The sequence below is a fragment of the Streptomyces sp. NPDC021080 genome (assembly GCF_044333225.1).
GTDB lineage: Bacteria > Actinomycetota > Actinomycetes > Streptomycetales > Streptomycetaceae > Streptomyces.
The window spans coordinates 625,882-641,659 of sequence record NZ_JBIRQM010000001.1; the positions used below are offsets into that span (position 1 = coordinate 625,882).

At 69.7% G+C, this 15,778-nt stretch carries 18 protein-coding genes; 7 read left to right on the plus strand and 11 right to left on the minus strand.

Annotated elements, in window-relative coordinates:
* Window positions 1–163 precede the first annotated feature (163 nt).
* From ACH4S8_RS02790 to ACH4S8_RS02810, 5 genes are read left to right on the plus strand one after another with little or no spacing between them, the layout of a single operon-like run.
* A complete protein-coding gene (locus tag ACH4S8_RS02790) occupies window positions 164–1,474 on the plus strand; it encodes an ABC transporter substrate-binding protein (RefSeq protein ID WP_398390227.1) in 1,311 nt (436 codons plus the stop codon).
* An 8-nt stretch (window positions 1,475–1,482) separates the two neighbouring features.
* Window positions 1,483–2,463: a carbohydrate ABC transporter permease gene (locus tag ACH4S8_RS02795; RefSeq protein ID WP_398390707.1), complete on the plus strand. Its 981-nt coding sequence runs from the start codon at window positions 1,483–1,485 to the stop codon at window positions 2,461–2,463.
* Window positions 2,460–3,356: a carbohydrate ABC transporter permease gene (locus tag ACH4S8_RS02800; RefSeq protein WP_398390229.1), complete on the plus strand. Its 897-nt coding sequence runs from the start codon at window positions 2,460–2,462 to the stop codon at window positions 3,354–3,356. Before ACH4S8_RS02795 ends, ACH4S8_RS02800 begins: the two co-directional genes overlap by 4 nt.
* Window positions 3,357–3,405: 49 nt before the next feature.
* A complete protein-coding gene (locus ACH4S8_RS02805) occupies window positions 3,406–4,731 on the plus strand; it encodes a glycoside hydrolase family 36 protein (protein WP_398390231.1) in 1,326 nt (441 codons plus the stop codon).
* A complete protein-coding gene (locus tag ACH4S8_RS02810; protein WP_398390233.1) occupies window positions 4,728–6,782 on the plus strand; it encodes a beta-galactosidase in 2,055 nt (684 codons plus the stop codon). Before ACH4S8_RS02805 ends, ACH4S8_RS02810 begins: the two co-directional genes overlap by 4 nt.
* A gap of 45 nt (window positions 6,783–6,827) precedes the next feature.
* Here ACH4S8_RS02810 and ACH4S8_RS02815 read toward each other — a convergent pair whose 3' ends face one another.
* The 9 genes from ACH4S8_RS02815 to ACH4S8_RS02855 form a co-directional block, all read right to left on the minus strand.
* On the minus strand, window positions 6,828–8,477 hold the full coding sequence (locus ACH4S8_RS02815) for an alkaline phosphatase family protein (RefSeq protein ID WP_398390235.1): 1,650 nt from the start codon (window positions 8,475–8,477) through the stop codon (window positions 6,828–6,830).
* A gap of 261 nt (window positions 8,478–8,738) precedes the next feature.
* Window positions 8,739–9,164 (minus strand): gas vesicle protein K, encoded by a 426-nt coding sequence (locus ACH4S8_RS02820; protein ID WP_398390237.1) that lies wholly within the window; start codon window positions 9,162–9,164, stop codon window positions 8,739–8,741.
* Window positions 9,154–9,393 (minus strand): gas vesicle protein GvpJ, encoded by a 240-nt coding sequence (gvpJ, locus tag ACH4S8_RS02825; RefSeq protein ID WP_398390239.1) that lies wholly within the window; start codon window positions 9,391–9,393, stop codon window positions 9,154–9,156. Before gvpJ (ACH4S8_RS02825) ends, ACH4S8_RS02820 begins: the two co-directional genes overlap by 11 nt.
* Complete coding sequence (locus ACH4S8_RS02830) at window positions 9,390–10,271, minus strand: GvpL/GvpF family gas vesicle protein (protein WP_398390241.1); 882 nt, start codon at window positions 10,269–10,271, stop codon at window positions 9,390–9,392. Before ACH4S8_RS02830 ends, gvpJ (ACH4S8_RS02825) begins: the two co-directional genes overlap by 4 nt.
* Window positions 10,252–10,665, minus strand: a complete 414-nt coding sequence (locus ACH4S8_RS02835; RefSeq protein WP_398390243.1) for a gas vesicle protein — start codon at window positions 10,663–10,665, stop codon at window positions 10,252–10,254. Before ACH4S8_RS02835 ends, ACH4S8_RS02830 begins: the two co-directional genes overlap by 20 nt.
* Window positions 10,662–10,913 carry a gas vesicle protein GvpG gene (locus tag ACH4S8_RS02840; protein ID WP_398390245.1) on the minus strand — a complete coding sequence of 84 codons (252 nt, stop codon included), beginning with the start codon at window positions 10,911–10,913 and terminating at the stop codon, window positions 10,662–10,664. Before ACH4S8_RS02840 ends, ACH4S8_RS02835 begins: the two co-directional genes overlap by 4 nt.
* Window positions 10,914–10,923: 10 nt before the next feature.
* Window positions 10,924–11,637 carry a GvpL/GvpF family gas vesicle protein gene (locus ACH4S8_RS02845; RefSeq protein WP_398390246.1) on the minus strand — a complete coding sequence of 238 codons (714 nt, stop codon included), beginning with the start codon at window positions 11,635–11,637 and terminating at the stop codon, window positions 10,924–10,926.
* 3 nt (window positions 11,638–11,640) lie between these two features.
* Entirely contained in the window at window positions 11,641–12,129 is a 489-nt protein-coding gene (gene gvpJ, locus ACH4S8_RS02850) for a gas vesicle protein GvpJ (RefSeq protein ID WP_398390248.1), read from the minus strand.
* 29 nt (window positions 12,130–12,158) lie between these two features.
* Window positions 12,159–12,506: a gas vesicle protein gene (locus ACH4S8_RS02855; RefSeq protein ID WP_398390250.1), complete on the minus strand. Its 348-nt coding sequence runs from the start codon at window positions 12,504–12,506 to the stop codon at window positions 12,159–12,161.
* Window positions 12,507–12,670: 164 nt separating this feature from the next.
* On the opposite strand from ACH4S8_RS02855, the gene ACH4S8_RS02860 reads away from it, so the two are divergent.
* Window positions 12,671–13,672: a histone protein gene (locus tag ACH4S8_RS02860; protein ID WP_398390252.1), complete on the plus strand. Its 1,002-nt coding sequence runs from the start codon at window positions 12,671–12,673 to the stop codon at window positions 13,670–13,672.
* 4 nt (window positions 13,673–13,676) lie between these two features.
* Window positions 13,677–14,720, plus strand: coding sequence for an SRPBCC family protein (locus ACH4S8_RS02865; protein ID WP_398390254.1), 1,044 nt, complete (start codon window positions 13,677–13,679; stop codon window positions 14,718–14,720).
* Window positions 14,721–14,741: 21 nt separating this feature from the next.
* Here the strand turns inward: ACH4S8_RS02865 and ACH4S8_RS02870 are convergent, their stop codons facing one another.
* Entirely contained in the window at window positions 14,742–15,110 is a 369-nt protein-coding gene (locus ACH4S8_RS02870; protein WP_398390256.1) for a low affinity iron permease family protein, read from the minus strand.
* Window positions 15,111–15,112: 2 nt separating this feature from the next.
* Complete coding sequence (locus ACH4S8_RS02875; RefSeq protein WP_398390258.1) at window positions 15,113–15,289, minus strand: CsbD family protein; 177 nt, start codon at window positions 15,287–15,289, stop codon at window positions 15,113–15,115.
* Window positions 15,290–15,778 lie beyond the last annotated feature (489 nt).

Consider the following 15,778-nt stretch of genomic DNA (forward strand, 5'->3'; position numbering starts at 1 on the left):
GTGACGTGTCGGTCACGTTTCGGGCACGGCGGGTGCGAGGTCTTGACGCGGTGGCGACATGAGGCTGTCATTACGCCCACGTTGTTCGGTCGAGTTGGTTTCTGATCGATTTCCGGCCTCCCCGCCGTCCGACCCGACCGAACCCCAGCCCTCAGGAGCCGTCATGCACCTTCCTCTCTCGGGTCTGTCCGTCCCGACGCCCAGCCGTCGCACCCTGCTCCGCGGAATAGGCGGCGCGGCCGCCCTCGGCGCGGGCATACCCCTGCTGAGCGCCTGCGGCGGCAGCGGCGCGGCGTCGGACCCCAAGACGGTCACGGTCGGCTCCAACGCGTCCGACGCCGTGCCGAAGAAGGCCTTCGCCGACGTCTACGCGGCCTTCAGGAAGCAGTCCGGCATCACGGTCGACGTCAACACGAAGGACCACAACACCTTCCAGGGGCAGATCAACTCCTATCTGCAGGGCACGCCGGACGACGTGTTCAACTGGTTCGCCGGGTACCGCATGCAGTTCTTCGCGGCCAAGAAGCTCGCGACGCCGATCGACGACGTGTGGGCGAAGATCGGGGACAACTTCCCCGAGGCGATGAAGAAGCTCAGCAAGGGCGAGGACGGCAAGTACTACTTCGTCCCGATGACCACGTACCCGTGGGCGGTCTTCTACCGCAAGAGCGTGTTCCAGCAGCACGGCTACAAGGTCCCCACCACCTGGGACGAACTCATCGCCCTGTGCAAGCAGATGAAGAAGGACAAGCTCGTCCCGATCGCCTTCGGCGACAAGGACGCCTGGCCCGCGATGGGCACGTTCGACCAGATCAACTTCCGTCTCAACGGCTACGACTTCCACGTCCAGCTGATGGCGGGCAAGGCCTCCTGGACCGACGCCAAGGTCAAGGCCGTCTTCGACCACTGGGCCGAACTCCTCCCGTACCACCAGGACGGCTTCATGGGCCGCACCTGGCAGGACGCCGCGCAGACGCTGGTGGCCAAGAAGGCCGGCATGTACCTCCTCGGCACCTTCGTGGCCCAGCAGTTCACCGACAAGGACGACCTGGACGACCTCGACTTCTTCCCCTTCCCGGAGATCAACTCCGCGTACGGCCAGGACACCGTGGAGGCCCCCACCGACGGCCTCATGGTCAGCAAGGCCCCCAAGAACCACGCCGGCGTCCTCAAGCTCCTCGAGTACATGGGCAGCCCGGCCGCCGAGGAGCTCTACCTCAAGGGCGACCCGAGCGTGGTGGCCGCCTCCAGCAAGGCCGACACCTCCGCGTACTCGCCGCTCCAGAAGAAGGCGTTCGACATGATCGGAAACGCCAAGACCCTGACCCAGTTCATGGACCGCGACTCCCGGCCGGACTTCACCGCGACCGTGATGCAGCCCGGACTCCAGAAGTTCCTCCAGAACCCCAAGGGCGTGGACGGCCTGCTGTCCTCGATCGAGCGCCAGAAGAAGCAGATCTTCGCGACCGCGTGAACGACACCATGACCACCGACACCACGACGCAGTCCCCGGAGGCGGCCGGTGTGCCGTCTCCGGGCGCTGCCTCCGCGCCGAAGCGGGCCGCACGGGGCCACCGCCGCCTGCTGACCCGCCGTGACCGGTTCACGCTCGCCCTCATGGCGGGCGTGCCCACGGTCCTGCACGTGGCCCTGGTCTGGGTCACCGCCTTCGCCTCCATCGCCCTCGCCTTCACCACCTGGGACGGCATCGGGTTCGACTCGATCAAGTGGGTGGGCCTCCAGAACTTCCGTCAGCTCTTCGCCGACAACCCGCAGTTCTGGCCCGCCGTCCAGCACAACGTCATCTGGTTCGTCGTCCTCATCCTGATCCCGACGCCGCTCGGTCTCTTCCTCGCCGTGCAGCTGGACAAGAACATCCGCTTCAGCCGCGTCTACCAGACGGCGTTCTTCCTGCCGGTCGTCATCTCGATGGCCTGCATCGGCTTCGTCTGGCAGCTCGTCTACAACCCGGACACGGGCCTCATCAACAGCCTCATCGGCGCCAACGAGCCGGGTCACTACATCGACTGGATCGGCGACCCCAAGCTCAACCTGTGGGCCGTCCTCGTCGCGGCCTCCTGGCGCCACACCGGCTACATGATGATCCTCTACCTGGCCGGCCTCAAGGGAATCGACCCCTCCCTCAGAGAGGCGTCCTCACTGGACGGCGCGGGCGAGTGGCAGACGTTCAAGCACGTCGTCTTCCCGACCCTGCGCCCCACCAACACGGTCGTCCTGGTCGTCACCATCATCGAGGCCCTGCGCGCCTTCGACCTGGTCTTCGTCTTCAACAAGGGCGCCCAGGGAACCGAGTTGCTCTCGATCCTGGTGACCAACAACATCATCGGCGAATCCAGCCGCATCGGTTACGGCTCCGCGATCGCGGTGGTCCTGCTGGTCATCTCGCTCGTCGTGATCATCCCGTATCTGGTGGCCACCTTCCGGAAGGAGCGGCGATCGTGAGCGCCCCCACCCTCGCGGCCGGCGGGCGGGGGCGGCGCGCACCCGTCCGCCCCGCCCGCGTGCTGCTGCACGTGTTCCTCGCCTGTACCGCCCTGGCCTGGCTCGCCCCGCTGCTGTGGGCGATGTTCTCGGCCCTGCGCCCGTACAGCGAGACCAGTGCCAAGGGCTATGTCTCCTGGCCCGACACGCTGAACTTCGACAACTTCAAGAACGCGTTCGAGCAGTCGGACATGACGCACTACTTCGTCAACACACTGCTGATCGCGGTGCCGGCCGTGCTGCTCACGCTGTTCCTGTCGTCGATGGTCGCCTTCTACGTCAGCCGCTTCGACTTCCGCCTCAATCTCGCCCTGCTCCTGGTCTTCACGGCCGGCAACCTGCTCCCGCAGCAGGTCATCATCACCCCGCTGTACCGGATGTACCTGCTCACCGACCTGCCGGGCATCACGGCGAGCGGCAAGCTGTACGACTCCGCGCTCGGCCTGGTGCTGATCCACGTGGCGTTCCAGTCCGGGTTCTGCGCGTTCGTGCTGAGCAACTACATGCGCTCGCTGCCGCACGAGCTGACCGAGGCCGCGCTCGTGGACGGGGCGTCGGTGTGGCGGCTGTACTGGCAGATCACCCTGCCGCTGTGCAAGCCCGCGATGGCCGCCCTGGCGACCCTGCTGTCGATCTGGATCTACAACGACTTCTTCTGGGCCCTCGTCCTGATCTCGACCGGCGAGAACATGCCCATCACCTCGGCCCTGAACAACCTCTCCGGCGAGTACTTCACGGACCCCAACCTCGTCGCCTCAGGCGCCCTGCTCACCGCGATCCCCACACTCGTCGTGTACTTCGCGCTCCAGCGGCAGTTCGTCAGCGGGCTGACCCTCGGCGCCAACAAGAGCTGAGACGACACCACCCGAAACTCTCAGGCGGCTCCACGTGAAAGAGAACGACGTGCCCCAAGCCTTCACCCCCGTAGCCTCCGTACCCGTGGACCCGCGCACCGCACGGGTCCACGAGGAGGGCTGGCAGTCCTGGAGCCCGAGCGGCTCCTACGCCCTCGACGCCACCCCGTACCGCCCGACGAACGCCAACTGGGCGACCGTCTGCTACCGGCCCGGCCGCACCGCGCCGCCCGCGGCCTTCCAGGGCGAGGGACTGCTCGCGCTGGACCCGGGCGACGGCTCACCGGTCCGCCTGTGGGCGGCACCGGACCCGGCCGGCCCGGTCCCCTCGATCCGGCTGACCGTCCAGGACGGCCGTGCCGGGATCAGCGCCGACGGCCCGGTCACGGAGTCCTCCCACGCGGGACCCGACGGCATCCAGGGCGCGCTCGCCGCCTGGGCCGACGCCCTCGCGCTCCCCGCCCCGCGGCCCGCGCCCACGGTGTGGTGCTCCTGGTACGAGTACTTCACCGCCGTCACCGAGGACGACATCCACGAGAACCTCCGCGCGATGGACACCCTCGACCTCCCCGTCGACGTCGTCCAGATCGACGACGGCTACCAGAGCGCGCTCGGCGACTGGCTCACCCTCTCCGGCCGCTTCCGCTCCCGCACGGCCCTCGCCGACGCCATCCGCGGGCGCGGCCGGCGCGCGGGCATCTGGACCGCCCCGTTCCTCGTCGCGCCGCACAGCGAACTCGCCGCACAGCACCCGGACTGGCTGGTCCACGACGAGCAGGGCGCGCCCCTGCACGCCGGCCACAACTGGGACCACGACCTGTTCACCCTCGACATCACCCACCCCGAGGCCCGGGCGTATCTGTCCGACGTCTTCACCACCCTGCGCGCCGAGGGATACGACTACTTCAAGACCGACTTCCTCTACGCGGGCGCGCTGGAGGGCGTACGGCACTCCGGAGCCGACGCGCCGACCGCCTACCGCGACGGCATCGCCCTGATCCGTGAGGCCATCGGCCCCGACGCCTACCTCCTCGGCTGCGGAGCGCCGGTGCTCCCGTCCATCGGCCTGTTCGACGCGATGCGGGTCAGCCCCGACACGGCACCGCACCGGCGCCCCGAGGCCGGCGACTACAGCCAACCCGGCCAGGACGCGGCCGAGTTCACCGGCGAGGGCCGCCAATGGCAGCACGGACGCCTGTGGATCAACGATCCCGACTGCCTGATGGCCCGCCCCGCCGTGGAGACCCGCGAGCGCTGGGCGGCCCATGTCGAGGCCACAGGCGGCCTGATGGCCTCCAGCGACCGGCTGCTGTCCCTCGACGAGTGGGGCGTGGCCACCACCCGCCGCCTGCTGTCCTCGGGAGGGGCCGCATGACTTCCGGAACGACACCCGGACGAACCGCCGAACGCACCCTGTCCGTCCCCGGCATCGTCTACGGCGGCGACTACAACCCCGAACAGTGGCCCGAGGAGACCTGGGCCGAGGACATGCGCCTGATGCGCGAGGCCGGCGTCACCATGGTGAGCGTCGGCATCTTCTCCTGGGCCCTCATGGAGCCCGCCGAGGGCACCTACGACTTCACCCGCATGGACCGGATCCTCGACCTCCTCCACGAGAACGGCATCGCAGCCGACCTCGCCACCCCGACCGCCGCACCGCCCGCCTGGTTCTTCCGCGCGCACCCCGAAGCGCTCCCGGTCGACCGGGACGGCCGGACGCTGACCTACGGCAGCCGGCAGACCTTCTGCCCGAGCAGCCCCGTCTACCGCGAGGCCGCCCTGCGCGTCACGGGGGCCCTCGCCGAACGCTACGCCGCCCACCCGGCCGTGGTGATGTGGCACGTCCACAACGAGTACGGCTGCCACAACGCCGCCTGTTACTGCGACACCAGCGCCCGGTCCTTCCGCCGCTGGCTGCGCGAACGCTACGACGACGATCTCGCGGCCCTCAACCACGCCTGGGGCACCACGTTCTGGAGCCAGTGGTACTACGACTGGGAGGAGGTCCTGCCGCCCCGCGCCACCGGGGCCGTCCCGAACCCCACGCACCAGCTGGACTGGCGCCGCTTCTGCTCCGACGAACTGCTGTCGCTGTACACGGCGGAACGGGACGTCCTGCGCGCGGCCGCCCCGTCGACACCGGCCACCACCAACTTCATGGTGATGGACGTCTTCGACGCGCTCGACTACTGGCGGTGGGCCCCGGAACTCGACATCGTCTCCAACGACCACTACCTGATGTCCGCCGACCCGGCCTCCGAGATCGACGTCGCGCTCTGTGGCGACCTGACACGGTCACTGGCCGGCGGTCCCTGGCTGCTCATGGAGCACTCCACCGGCGCCGTGAACTGGCAGCCCGTCAACCGTGCCAAGGCCCCCGGCGAGATGCGCCGCAACGCCCTCGCCCACGTGGCCCACGGCGCCGACGGCATCGCCTACTTCCAGTGGCGGGCCGCGAAGACGGGCGCCGAACAGTGGCACTCGGCGATGCTCCCGCACGCGGGAACGGACAGCCGCATCTGGCAGGACGTGGTCCGCCTCGGCGCCGACCTCGAAGCCCTGGCCGAGGTACGCGGCAGCACCGGCACCGCCGAGGTCGCCATCGTCTGGGACTGGAACGCCCGTTGGGCACTGGAACTGCCCTCCCAGCCGAGTGCCGACCTCCGGTACAAGGACCTGGTCCGTGCCTGGTACGAGCCGCTGTGGCGGTCCGGCGTGGCCGTCGACTTCGTACGCCCCGACGCTGACCTGACGGCCTACCGCCTGGTCCTCGCCCCGAGCCTCTACCTCGTCGACGAGACGGGCGCGGCGAACCTGGCCGGCCACGTCGAGCGCGGCGGCACCCTCGCGATCGGCTTCCACAGCGGCGCCGTCGACGAGAACTGCCATATCCGGCTGGGCGGTTACCCGGGAGCGTTCCGCGACACCCTCGGCATCCGCAGCGACGAACTCTTCCCGCTCCTGCCCGGCGAGTCGGCCGGCCTGACCGGCCGGGTGCCCCCGGGCGCCACGGCCACCCTGTGGTCGGAACGGGTCCGGCTGAACGGCGCCGAGGCGGTCGCCGCGTACACGGACGGACCCCTGGCCGGCGTCCCGGCGGTGACACGGAACTCCCGGGGGCAGGGCACGGCCTGGTACGTGGCGACCCTCCCCGACCCGGACACCCTCTCCGCGCTGCTCGACCGCATCCGCACCGAGGCGGGGGTCGCCGACGCCGGTGACGTCCCACCGGGAGTGGAGAGCGTCCGCCGCCGGGGCCGGGACGCCGACTACGTGTTCCTCATCGACCACGCGGGCCGGGGCGCGGAGATCCCCGTCCCGCCGAACGCCACCGAACTCCTCACCGGAAAGCCCCTGTCGGGCTCGGTGAGGATCGACCCCGGCGAGATCGCGGTGGTGCGGGAGCCGCACGCGACGAACCGGTGAACCGCCGTTCGGCGGGGCGTGTCTTCGCCCGCCCCGCCGAACGGATCAGTGGAGCGGCAGTACGGCGGTGTGCTCCTCGCGCACGGCGTCCAGGGAGCGGGGGTCGAGGCCGAGCAGGCTCAGGATCGTGGGCGCGATCTGCGTGGTCCGCACCCCCGCCGTGTCGCGGACACCCCCCGGAACCGAGGCGCCGGACACGACCAGGGGCACGTCGAGGTCGTCGGCGTGGGCGCCGCCGTGCTCGGCGATCTTCTTGGTCCCACCGGTGTAGACGACCCCGTACTGCGTGAGACCGAACACGTCGGGAACGCGGGTGTCGCCGGCCGCGGCGTGGAAGTAGCGGGCCGCGGCACTTCCGGCGTAGACCTTGGCGAGCCCGCCGTGGGTGAAGGACTTGGGCGCCGCGTCGATGTCGGTGCCGGTGCCGCTCCGGGTGAGCAGGTAGTCCTTGGCGAACTCGGCGGCGGCCCGGGAGCGGTCGGTCAGCCAGAGCAGCATCGCGTCGTCGTCCACGGCGTGCGCGACCAGGTTGCCGGCCGCGGGGTGGAGTTTCTTCCACGCGGCGTCGAGGCCGGCCAGCAGCGGACCGTCGTCGATCCGGGTGAGCGCGGCGGGGTCGGTCGGCGACTGGCCGTGCTTGGCGGACAGGACGACCGTGGTGCTGCCGGCCAGATGGCGCCGGGCGAGCTCCGACGTCAGTTCGCCGACCCGGGCGTCGACGAAGTCCAGGTTCTTCTCCAGCAGCGGCCCGGGCACGTTCTCGGCGGTGTAGCCGCCCTTGAGACCGTCGGAGGCGGGCAGCTTCTGCGCGGTGGAGACGGACTGGAAGTTGAGCCCGAAGACCGCCGGGGTGCCGACCCGGTGGGTGCCGCTGTGGTCGTAGCCGTCGATCTCGTTGAGGACGGCCTTCACCTTGTAGCCGTCGTACTGCTCGGTGGCCCGGTTGTCCTTCGTCCAGTCGTTCCCGGCCGGGTAGCCGAGGGCGTCGCTGTTGATCTCCGGTGTGAACAGGTCCTGGATCCCGCTGCCCGAGGGACCGCCGAGGATCTCGTACGCCGGGTGCTTGTCCGACCACGCGGTGCGCAGCCCCGCCGCGCGGGCCACCTCGAAGACGGTGTTCACCCTGAGGTACGCGTGCGGCGGGAGCGGCCGGCAGGTCCGCGGGTCGACCGGCAGCTTCGAGGTGTCGAGCAGACTCGCCGGGTCGCCCGTCATCGACAGGATGCCGTCCGGCAGACCGGTCAGGCCCTGGCCGGCGTCCAGGGAGGCCGGCCTGCGGTCCAGGTCCTCCGTGAGGTCCACCTCGGCGCCGGGCCTCACGCCCGCGCAGGCCGTGGTTCCGGCCGGGAGCAGCGCGGAGTCGTAGGTGTCGTCGTAGTAGACGCCGGTGGTGCCCGGGCTGCCGCCGGTCACCTGGGCGACCATGCCGGGGAAGGAGTCGGACGGGGTGGTGGTCCTGGCGTGGGTGTACTCCACACCGCCGCCCACGAGCCGCGCCAGCGCGGATTTCGGGTGCAGGGAGACGTACCGCTCCAGGTCCGCCTGGTGCAGTCCGTCGACGGAGATGAGGAGCACGTGACGGGTGTCGTCCCGGCGGTGGGAGGCGGCGAAGGCGTCGGGCTGCGCGAGGGTGGCCCCGGTCAGCACCCCGGCGGCGGTGAGCAGGGCCGCGGACCTGACATGGCGTCTGGACATCGAGTTCTCCCAGGTGTTCGGGGTGCGATTGCCGGAGCCATCAGAGTCGCGCCCCGTGTACCGCAAACGGCACATGTGTGAACGCATGCGGAATGACCGGTCGGTACTTCACCAAGCGGGTCCGATCGGCCGTCGACGGGAGCGCGGAACCGGTCGCCACGTACGCGGGCAGCCATCCGGCCGGTGTTCCCGGTGGTGCCGTGCGACTCTCAAGGGCGGTACGCCGAACGGCACTTCGTGGCCCTGCCGCCCCGGAAACCCTCACCGAACCCGTGGGTCGGGCGGTGGCAGCAGCGGACCCAGCGGTCCCAGGTCGATGTTGAGGTCCTCGAGGGTGAGCCCGTGACTCGCGCACAGGTCCCTCATCCGGTCGTGCAGGACCATGAGCGTCGTTCCCAGCCGTTCCTCGTCCTCCTCGCTGAGATCGCCCTGGTCGACCCGGCGCAGCGCCTGCCGTTCCATCACCTGGCGCAGCAGTTCGACCAGCGTCAGGACCAGGCGCAGGAGGTCGCGCTCGACCGAGTCGGGGTCGGCGTTGATCCGCCCGGCAACGGAGCGGCCACGCACACCCGGCCGTGGTCCGTCCGCGGGCTCGGCCGGCAGCAGCCGGAAGGCCCGCGCCGCGGCCTCCGCCGCCTCTTCGAGGGGATCCGCGGGCCCCAAGGTGCCGTCGCCGTCAGCTGTCATGGCCGCCCCGCAGGGGATCGGGCCGGTCCCAGGGCGACGGGTTCTCCGAGCTGACGGACACGATCAGCGCGCGCAGCGACACCCGTACGAGATCGATGTCGGCGACGGACAGCACCACGTCACCCACCAGGACCACCCCTCCGGCGAGAAGCCGGTCCAGCAGGTCGACGAGCGCGACCTGACGGTCGGGCAGCGGTTCCACGGCGGCGGAACCGCCGGACCGGGTCATGGCGCGCCACCTCGTACGGCGCGGTCGTCCGTGCCGTCCTCGGGCATCGCGAACGAGTACGGCACCCACGGGCCCGTGACCTCCACGCGGACCCCTGCCAGGCCGTGACCCGCACGGGCGGCCTCGGCACGGAAGGCCTCGCTGCGTCCACGGGGCACCAGGAAGGCGTCGTTGAACACGTTCTCTCCCGCGTCACCGGCCAGGACGCCCTGCTGGGGCCGGTGGGCCGCCCGGTCGGTCGCATAAGCGCGTGCCACCTCCCCGACCCGCTCCGCCGCCCGCCCGGCCGCCCGGTAGACGGCGTCCCGGTCGCCGCGCTGCCGCCTTCGGGCGTTGAGGTAGGCACGTCCCGGCGTGATGTCCGCCGCCGGCGCGGAATCCGGGGCCGATTCTGGGTCGGCCTGGGCGGATTCCCGCGTGGCCTGGTCGGCGGGCGCGGTCGCCTCGACGTAGATCTTGACTCCCCATTCGACCTGGTCGGCGAGGAGATCCAGACGCTCGGCGAACAGCCGCACCGCGGAGCGCAGCATGTCGCGGGCGCTGCCGTCGTCGACGTAGACGGTGGCCAGCCGCAGCGGCAGCGCCGGGGTGCGGGCCGCGACCGCCTCGACGACCGCGTGGTGCGCCCGCGCGACCGCCTCCAGCCAGTCCAGGTCCTCCAGATGGCGTCTGAGTCCCTCCTCACGGAAGTCCGCGGCCGGTACCTGGCTCACCACAAGAACGATGTCCCCACCGCCGTCCTCCTTCCCGTCCGCGGCGATCAGGTGGACCAGGGCACCGGCCACTCCCGCGAGTTCGGTCAAGGACCGCGCCAGGTCCGGGTGCGCGCGTGCCACGGCGTACGCGTAGGTGACCTGTTCACTCGTACTCGTCGTCATCGCGATCAGCTCTTCGGCGGGTGGTGTCGCGCGGTTCCGCCTCCACCTCGGGGATGCCCCTGTCCCGGCGCAGGGCGTTCAACTCGGCCCGCAGCCGGCGGTTCTGCTCGGCCAGCGATCGGTCGTCCCGGGCCCGTGAGGACAACGAGGGGTCGTGTTCCCACCAGTCGATGCCCATCTCCCTGGCCTTGTCGACCGAGGCGACCAGCAACCGGATCTTGACCGTGAGCAGTTCGATGTCTAGGAGGTTGATCCGGATGTCACCCGCGATGACGATGCCCTTGTCGAGGACGCGTTCCAGGATGTCGGCCAGGTTGGCGGACGATCCCTGCGCGTACGCCGGCGCGGCGCGGGACGGATAGTCCCCCAGCCGGTTGGAGAGAGGTTCGCTCACGACAGGCCGCCCTGTTCATGAACCCTGATCTCATCCAGCCGGTCCAGGAGTTGGTCCTCCAGCCCGTCGAACGTCTCCTCGTCGATCTCACCGGCTTCCAACTGCCTTTCCAGTTCAGCGAGTTGGAGCCGGATGGGCGCGGGGTCGTAGTACTCGTCCTCCGCGGCCTCCAGGACCCTGTCCATCACCCAGGCGACTCCGCGCACGGGCGCCAGGGGAAGCGTGACGAGTTGTGTGAACAGTCCCATGACGTCTCCATCAGCTGAAGCTGTACGGAGGGAGCGGACCGTTGAGCCGGAACGTGAACGCCTCGCCCATCTGGTGCGCGAGACTCAGCTCGGTGGCGAGGAAGAGCTCGTCCTGGTCGGCGCTCACCAGGAACGAGACGCTGAGGAAGTCCGTTCCGGCGGGCGGAGAGGAGTCGATCTCCCGGGCGAACGGGCGGAGCGCCTCGATCACGCCCGAAGCCAGTGCCTCCTGGCGGGCCCGTGTCTCGTTGGCTACCAGCTCGCCGAGCCGCAGCGGCGCGTCGGGGGCCGCGGTGCCGGCGCGGATCTCGTCGTTGAGCTGCCGGGCCGTCTCCGAGTCGGTGAGTATCTCCCGTAGCAGCGTCTCCTCGTCCTGCGCGGCCTTCAGGTTGTACTCGGTGCAGCCCTCCAGCCGGCGCAGCCGATCGGCATAGTCGTCGGCGCGCGACTCCAGCGCGTCCCTGACCGCGTCCTCGTCCGGCGCGGTGTAGCCGAACCTGAGGGGCAGCACGGTGCCGTCCGTCAGAAGACGCTGCTGGGCCTCCTGATGCCGGCCGATGTCGCGGCGCTTGGGGCGCAGTTCGTCCGGCGCGTCGCTCACGACCGCGCAGAGCGGTCCAGCCGTCACCGTGCGCAGCGGGGGTGAGGAGGCGCCGACTCCCTTCAGGCCGTCGAGGCGCAGCGGATGGTCCTTGAAGGTGATCGAGTAGATGTATATCGCCATGGCTCACTCCTCGTCGCGGGACGAGCTTCGCTCCCGCCGGGAGGAGCGCCGGGCCGGCCGCCGCTTTCGCTCCACCGTCTCCGCCTCCTCTTCTCCCTCCGCCTCGTCCTCCTCGTCGTCGCCGTGCTTGCCCGTCACCTCCCGGATCGTGTCGGTGACCGCCTCGGCGGCGCCGCTCAGGGCTCCCTTGGACTTGCCCCGCGCACCGGATTCCACGGTGTCGCCGACGATGTCGGTCAGCTGAGCCGGTGCCTTCCTGCCGGATTCCAGGTCGAGACGGTTGCACGCCTCGGCGAAGCGCAGATAAGTGTCGACGCTGGCCACGACGATGCGTATATCGATCTTCAGGATCTCGATGCCCACGAGGGACACCCGGATGAAGACGTCGATCACGAGACCGCGGTCGAGAATGAGTTCCAGAACGTCGTAGAGGCTGCTGCTTCCGCCGCCGCCCCGGGCGAGACCGCCGCTGCTCTGCGGCACCACAGTCATGGGTGCCTCCCTTCACCGGCCGTGATGTCTCAGCGCCGGTCGATTTGTCCGCGCGTGTATCGGCGCTTCCTCTCGTAGGCCACCAGGTCGCCCTCCTTGTCCAGGGTCACTCGGTAGGTGGCCATGACACTGGTGGTCTCGGGGACGCGCTCCAGCTCGAGTACCTCCACATCCGCATCCCAACCGTCGTCCGTGGGTTTGATCGCGGAAACGGACTCGGGGGCCCGGCCGAGCAGTGAGCCGAGTTGTTCCACCGCCGAGCGGATGGCCCGTGCCGCACCTCCGGAGCGGGACGGGGCCGCGCCGTCGCCGGCGGCCCGCCGCGCCGTACTGCGGCCGGCGCTCGGTCGCCGTTTGGCGGGTTCTGCTGCGGCCATGGTGTCTCCGGTCGTCGGGACTGGCGCCGTACTCCAATAGATGGGTGCATTTTCATCATATAGGGGTACTTGAGGCGTCAGATACGGATGGCCTCCCCCGAGGCCGCCTCGTCGAGCAGGTGGCCTCGGGGCGGCGAGGCTGCCTGTCCGAAGGGAAAAGGTTCATGAATGACACGACCAAACTCGCTCTGGCCGCAGCCGTGGCCGGAGGCTATCTGCTCGGCCGTACGAAGAAGGGCCGCCTGGCGTTCACCGTGGCGACCTATATCGCCGGCCGCAGATTCGCACTCGACCCGCAGCAGTTGGCCACCGAGGGTCTGAAGAAGCTCTCCGCGGTCCCGGGCGTGGCCGAGCTCCAGGACCAGGTGCGGGGCGAACTCATGGACGCCGGTCGGCAGGCTCTCAAGGCGGCGGCCGACCGCCGCCTCGGCGAACTGGCCGACACCCTCCACGAACGGACGCTGCGCGTCGGCGAGACGGACGAGGAGGGAGAGGAGGACGAGGACGACTCCGGGCCGGACGCGTACGACGAGGAGGACGGGGGCGAGGACGAGGAGCCGGAGCGGGACGCCGGCCAGGAAGAGTACGAGGAGGACGAGCCGGAGGACGAGGAACCCGAGGACGAAGCCGAAGAAGAGGAGCCGGACGAGGACGAGGACGAGCCGCCGGAGACCGAGCGTCCGCGCAGGAAGCGCCGGAACGCCGGAAGCGCCTCGGGAAAGCATGCGGCCGAACCCGAGTCCCGCAAGGGGACCGACCGAAAGGGGACCGAGAGGAGGACCGCCACGAAGAGGGCCGGGAAGAGCACGTCCACGTCCTCGGACGCGGGTGACGCGCGCACGAGGCCTGCGGCGAAGCGGGCCCCGGCAAAGCGGACGGCGGACAGGAAGACCGGGGCGGGAAGGCCGGCGGCGGATCGGCAGGCCAAGAAGACCGCTCCGGCGAAGAAGACGGCCGCGAAGAAGACCGCTCCGGCCAAGAAGACCGCAGCCAAGAGGGCGCCCGCGAAGAAGACACCAGCGAAGAGGGCACCCGCGAAGAAGACGGCCGCGAAGAAGACCGCTCCGGCCAAGAAGACCGCGGCCAAGAGGGCGCCCGCGAAGAAGACCGCGACGAAGAGGCCTTCGTCCAGGACGGCCAAGACCGCTTCCGGACGCCGGAGGTAGTGCCATGGCCACCAAGCAGCGTGACAAGGACAGCACAGAGCTCTCGGGCCTGGACGCACTGCGCGACGAGCTCACCGATTTCCTCGGCGCCCAGCTGGAACACCTGGTGGACAAGGCCGGGGACAAGGTCGCCGATGTGACCGACCACCTCTTCGACGCCGCCGAGAACGGCGGCCCCCTGCTGGGAGCCGGATCCCGCATTCTGCAGGGGGAGTCCCCGCTGAAGGCGATCGTGTCCGAAAAGGCCAAGAGCGCCAAGGACAGCGTCGTGGACAAGGTGAAGGGAGCCTTCGGCGGAGGAGGGAGAGGCAAGGCCAAGTCCGGCAGCACCAAGACCATGAACATCATCGAAGTGCTGGACGTCGGCGTGCCGATCCGCAAGGCCTACGACCACTGGTGCCAGTTCGAGAAGTTCAGCAGTTTCACCAAGGGGGTGCGCAGCGCCTCCCAGGACGGCGAGGGCGGCAGCGACTGGAAGGTGAAGGTCGGCCCGTCCACCCGGGGCTGGAAGGCGACCGTTCGGGAGCAGATCCCGGACGAGCGCATCGAATGGACCTCGGAAGGCGCCAAGGGAAGCACACGCGGCTGTGTCAGTTTCCACGAGCTCACGCCGGACCTGACCCGCATCGTGCTCGTCGTCGAGTACTACCCCTCCGGCTTCTTCGAGAAGACCGGCAATCTCTGGCGCGCCCAGGGCCGCCGCCTGCGGCTGGACTTCAAGAACTTCCAGCGTTACGTCACGCTCACCGACGAGGAGGCCGAGGGCTGGCGCGGCGAGATACGCGGTGGCGATGTGGTCCGTACCCACGACGAGGCACTCGAAGAGGAGGAAGCCGCTTCCGCCGACGAGGAGGAGGAAGGCGCGGAGGACTACGAGGACGAGGAGCCTCTGGAAGAGGACGACGAGGAGCCCCCGGAAGACGAGGAAGAGCCCCCGGAAGACGAGGAAGAGCCCCCGGAAGACGAGGAAGAGCCCCCGGAAGAGGACGACGAAGCGGCGGAGGAGTACGAGGAGGAGGACGAGGACTACGACGACGAGGAGGAGTGAGGGCCGAGCCTGCGAAGACCGTCAGGTCTCGTCCTCCATGCGGATCACATTCCGCAGATCCTTGTGTGCCTTGCCGGGGGCGCCTTCCTGCGCTTCCAGCAGCGCCGAGGCGATGGCGTCCAGCTTGCGCTGGATCGCTCGCTCCGACCGTAGCTCGGAGTTCTTCAGCAGTGCCAGGAGAAGCAGCGTCACCGCGGTCATCGCGTCGCCGGCGAGAAGGAGCCACTTGTCGGCCAGGCCGGCGACGTGAACGGCGACCGTCAGCGAGACCAGCGCGACACACAGTACGAAGAAGAGGGGCGAGCTGGTGAACCTCGACCCGGACTCGGCGAGCCTCTCGAGCCTGCCGCGTTCGTCGCCACCCCGGTCGGCGGGATGCTGGAGAGCCATGGTCAGTGTTTGGTCCACTTGTGCACGCGTTCCGAGGCCTTCTCCGTCATCTCCTGGGCCTTGCCGCGCAGCTGTTCACGACGGCCCGCCCTTTGGACCGACGTGTTGCCCAGCGCCTTTCCGACGGTCTCCTTCACCTTTCCTTTGATCTGCTTGGCCTTCGCGTTGTCCTGGAACATGGTCGTCGCCGTCCTTCGAGTGTGCGCCGTGGCGTGCCGTGACGCGGCGGTACTTCCTTCTCACCGTGTGGCCTTGCGGAGGACACCGCAAACCGGCCCGTCCCGGCGCGCGAACCACTCCACGGAGTGTGGCCGGTTTCCCTCCGCCTCGGCGGGGGACCCGATCCTGGCAGCCCGGAACCACGAGAAGGCCGGACCGGACCGGCCCCCCCACACGAGGAGTCAGGTCCGGCCGGCGAAGGGACGAGAAGAAGTCATGACCACGGACATCGGCACCAGGAGCACTGCGCGACCGGAGACGGGATGGGCGAAGGCACGCCGCGGGAGGCGGACCGGCCCGCAGACCTGTCTTCCGGCGAGGGCCGGGGAAACGGCCCGCCAGGACCGCAGCGGCCCCGAGTGGAACATCGTCCGCGGTGAGGACTGACCGGCCGTCAACGTGAGCCGGTGGGGCACGCGTTCGGCAACACGCCGAGTTCCCGCGGTCAC

Excerpts from the sequence above, each read along its gene's own strand:
- ACH4S8_RS02870 (WP_398390256.1), bottom strand. The coding sequence starts at position 15,110 with ATGGCTCTCCAGCATCCCGCCGACCGGGGTGGCGACGAACGCGGCAGG.
- ACH4S8_RS02820 (WP_398390237.1), bottom strand. The coding sequence starts at position 9,164 with ATGACAGCTGACGGCGACGGCACCTTGGGGCCCGCGGATCCCCTCGAA.
- ACH4S8_RS02840 (WP_398390245.1), bottom strand. The coding sequence starts at position 10,913 with ATGGGACTGTTCACACAACTCGTCACGCTTCCCCTGGCGCCCGTGCGC.
- ACH4S8_RS02865 (WP_398390254.1), top strand. The coding sequence starts at position 13,677 with ATGGCCACCAAGCAGCGTGACAAGGACAGCACAGAGCTCTCGGGCCTG.
- ACH4S8_RS02810 (WP_398390233.1), top strand. The coding sequence starts at position 4,728 with ATGACTTCCGGAACGACACCCGGACGAACCGCCGAACGCACCCTGTCC.
- ACH4S8_RS02855 (WP_398390250.1), bottom strand. The coding sequence starts at position 12,506 with ATGGCCGCAGCAGAACCCGCCAAACGGCGACCGAGCGCCGGCCGCAGT.
- ACH4S8_RS02845 (WP_398390246.1), bottom strand. The coding sequence starts at position 11,637 with ATGGCGATATACATCTACTCGATCACCTTCAAGGACCATCCGCTGCGC.
- ACH4S8_RS02875 (WP_398390258.1), bottom strand. The coding sequence starts at position 15,289 with ATGTTCCAGGACAACGCGAAGGCCAAGCAGATCAAAGGAAAGGTGAAG.
- ACH4S8_RS02860 (WP_398390252.1), top strand. The coding sequence starts at position 12,671 with ATGAATGACACGACCAAACTCGCTCTGGCCGCAGCCGTGGCCGGAGGC.
- gvpJ (WP_398390248.1), bottom strand. The coding sequence starts at position 12,129 with ATGACTGTGGTGCCGCAGAGCAGCGGCGGTCTCGCCCGGGGCGGCGGC.
- ACH4S8_RS02790 (WP_398390227.1), top strand. The coding sequence starts at position 164 with ATGCACCTTCCTCTCTCGGGTCTGTCCGTCCCGACGCCCAGCCGTCGC.
- ACH4S8_RS02795 (WP_398390707.1), top strand. The coding sequence starts at position 1,483 with ATGACCACCGACACCACGACGCAGTCCCCGGAGGCGGCCGGTGTGCCG.
- ACH4S8_RS02830 (WP_398390241.1), bottom strand. The coding sequence starts at position 10,271 with ATGACGACGAGTACGAGTGAACAGGTCACCTACGCGTACGCCGTGGCA.
- gvpJ (WP_398390239.1), bottom strand. The coding sequence starts at position 9,393 with ATGACCCGGTCCGGCGGTTCCGCCGCCGTGGAACCGCTGCCCGACCGT.
- ACH4S8_RS02815 (WP_398390235.1), bottom strand. The coding sequence starts at position 8,477 with ATGTCCAGACGCCATGTCAGGTCCGCGGCCCTGCTCACCGCCGCCGGG.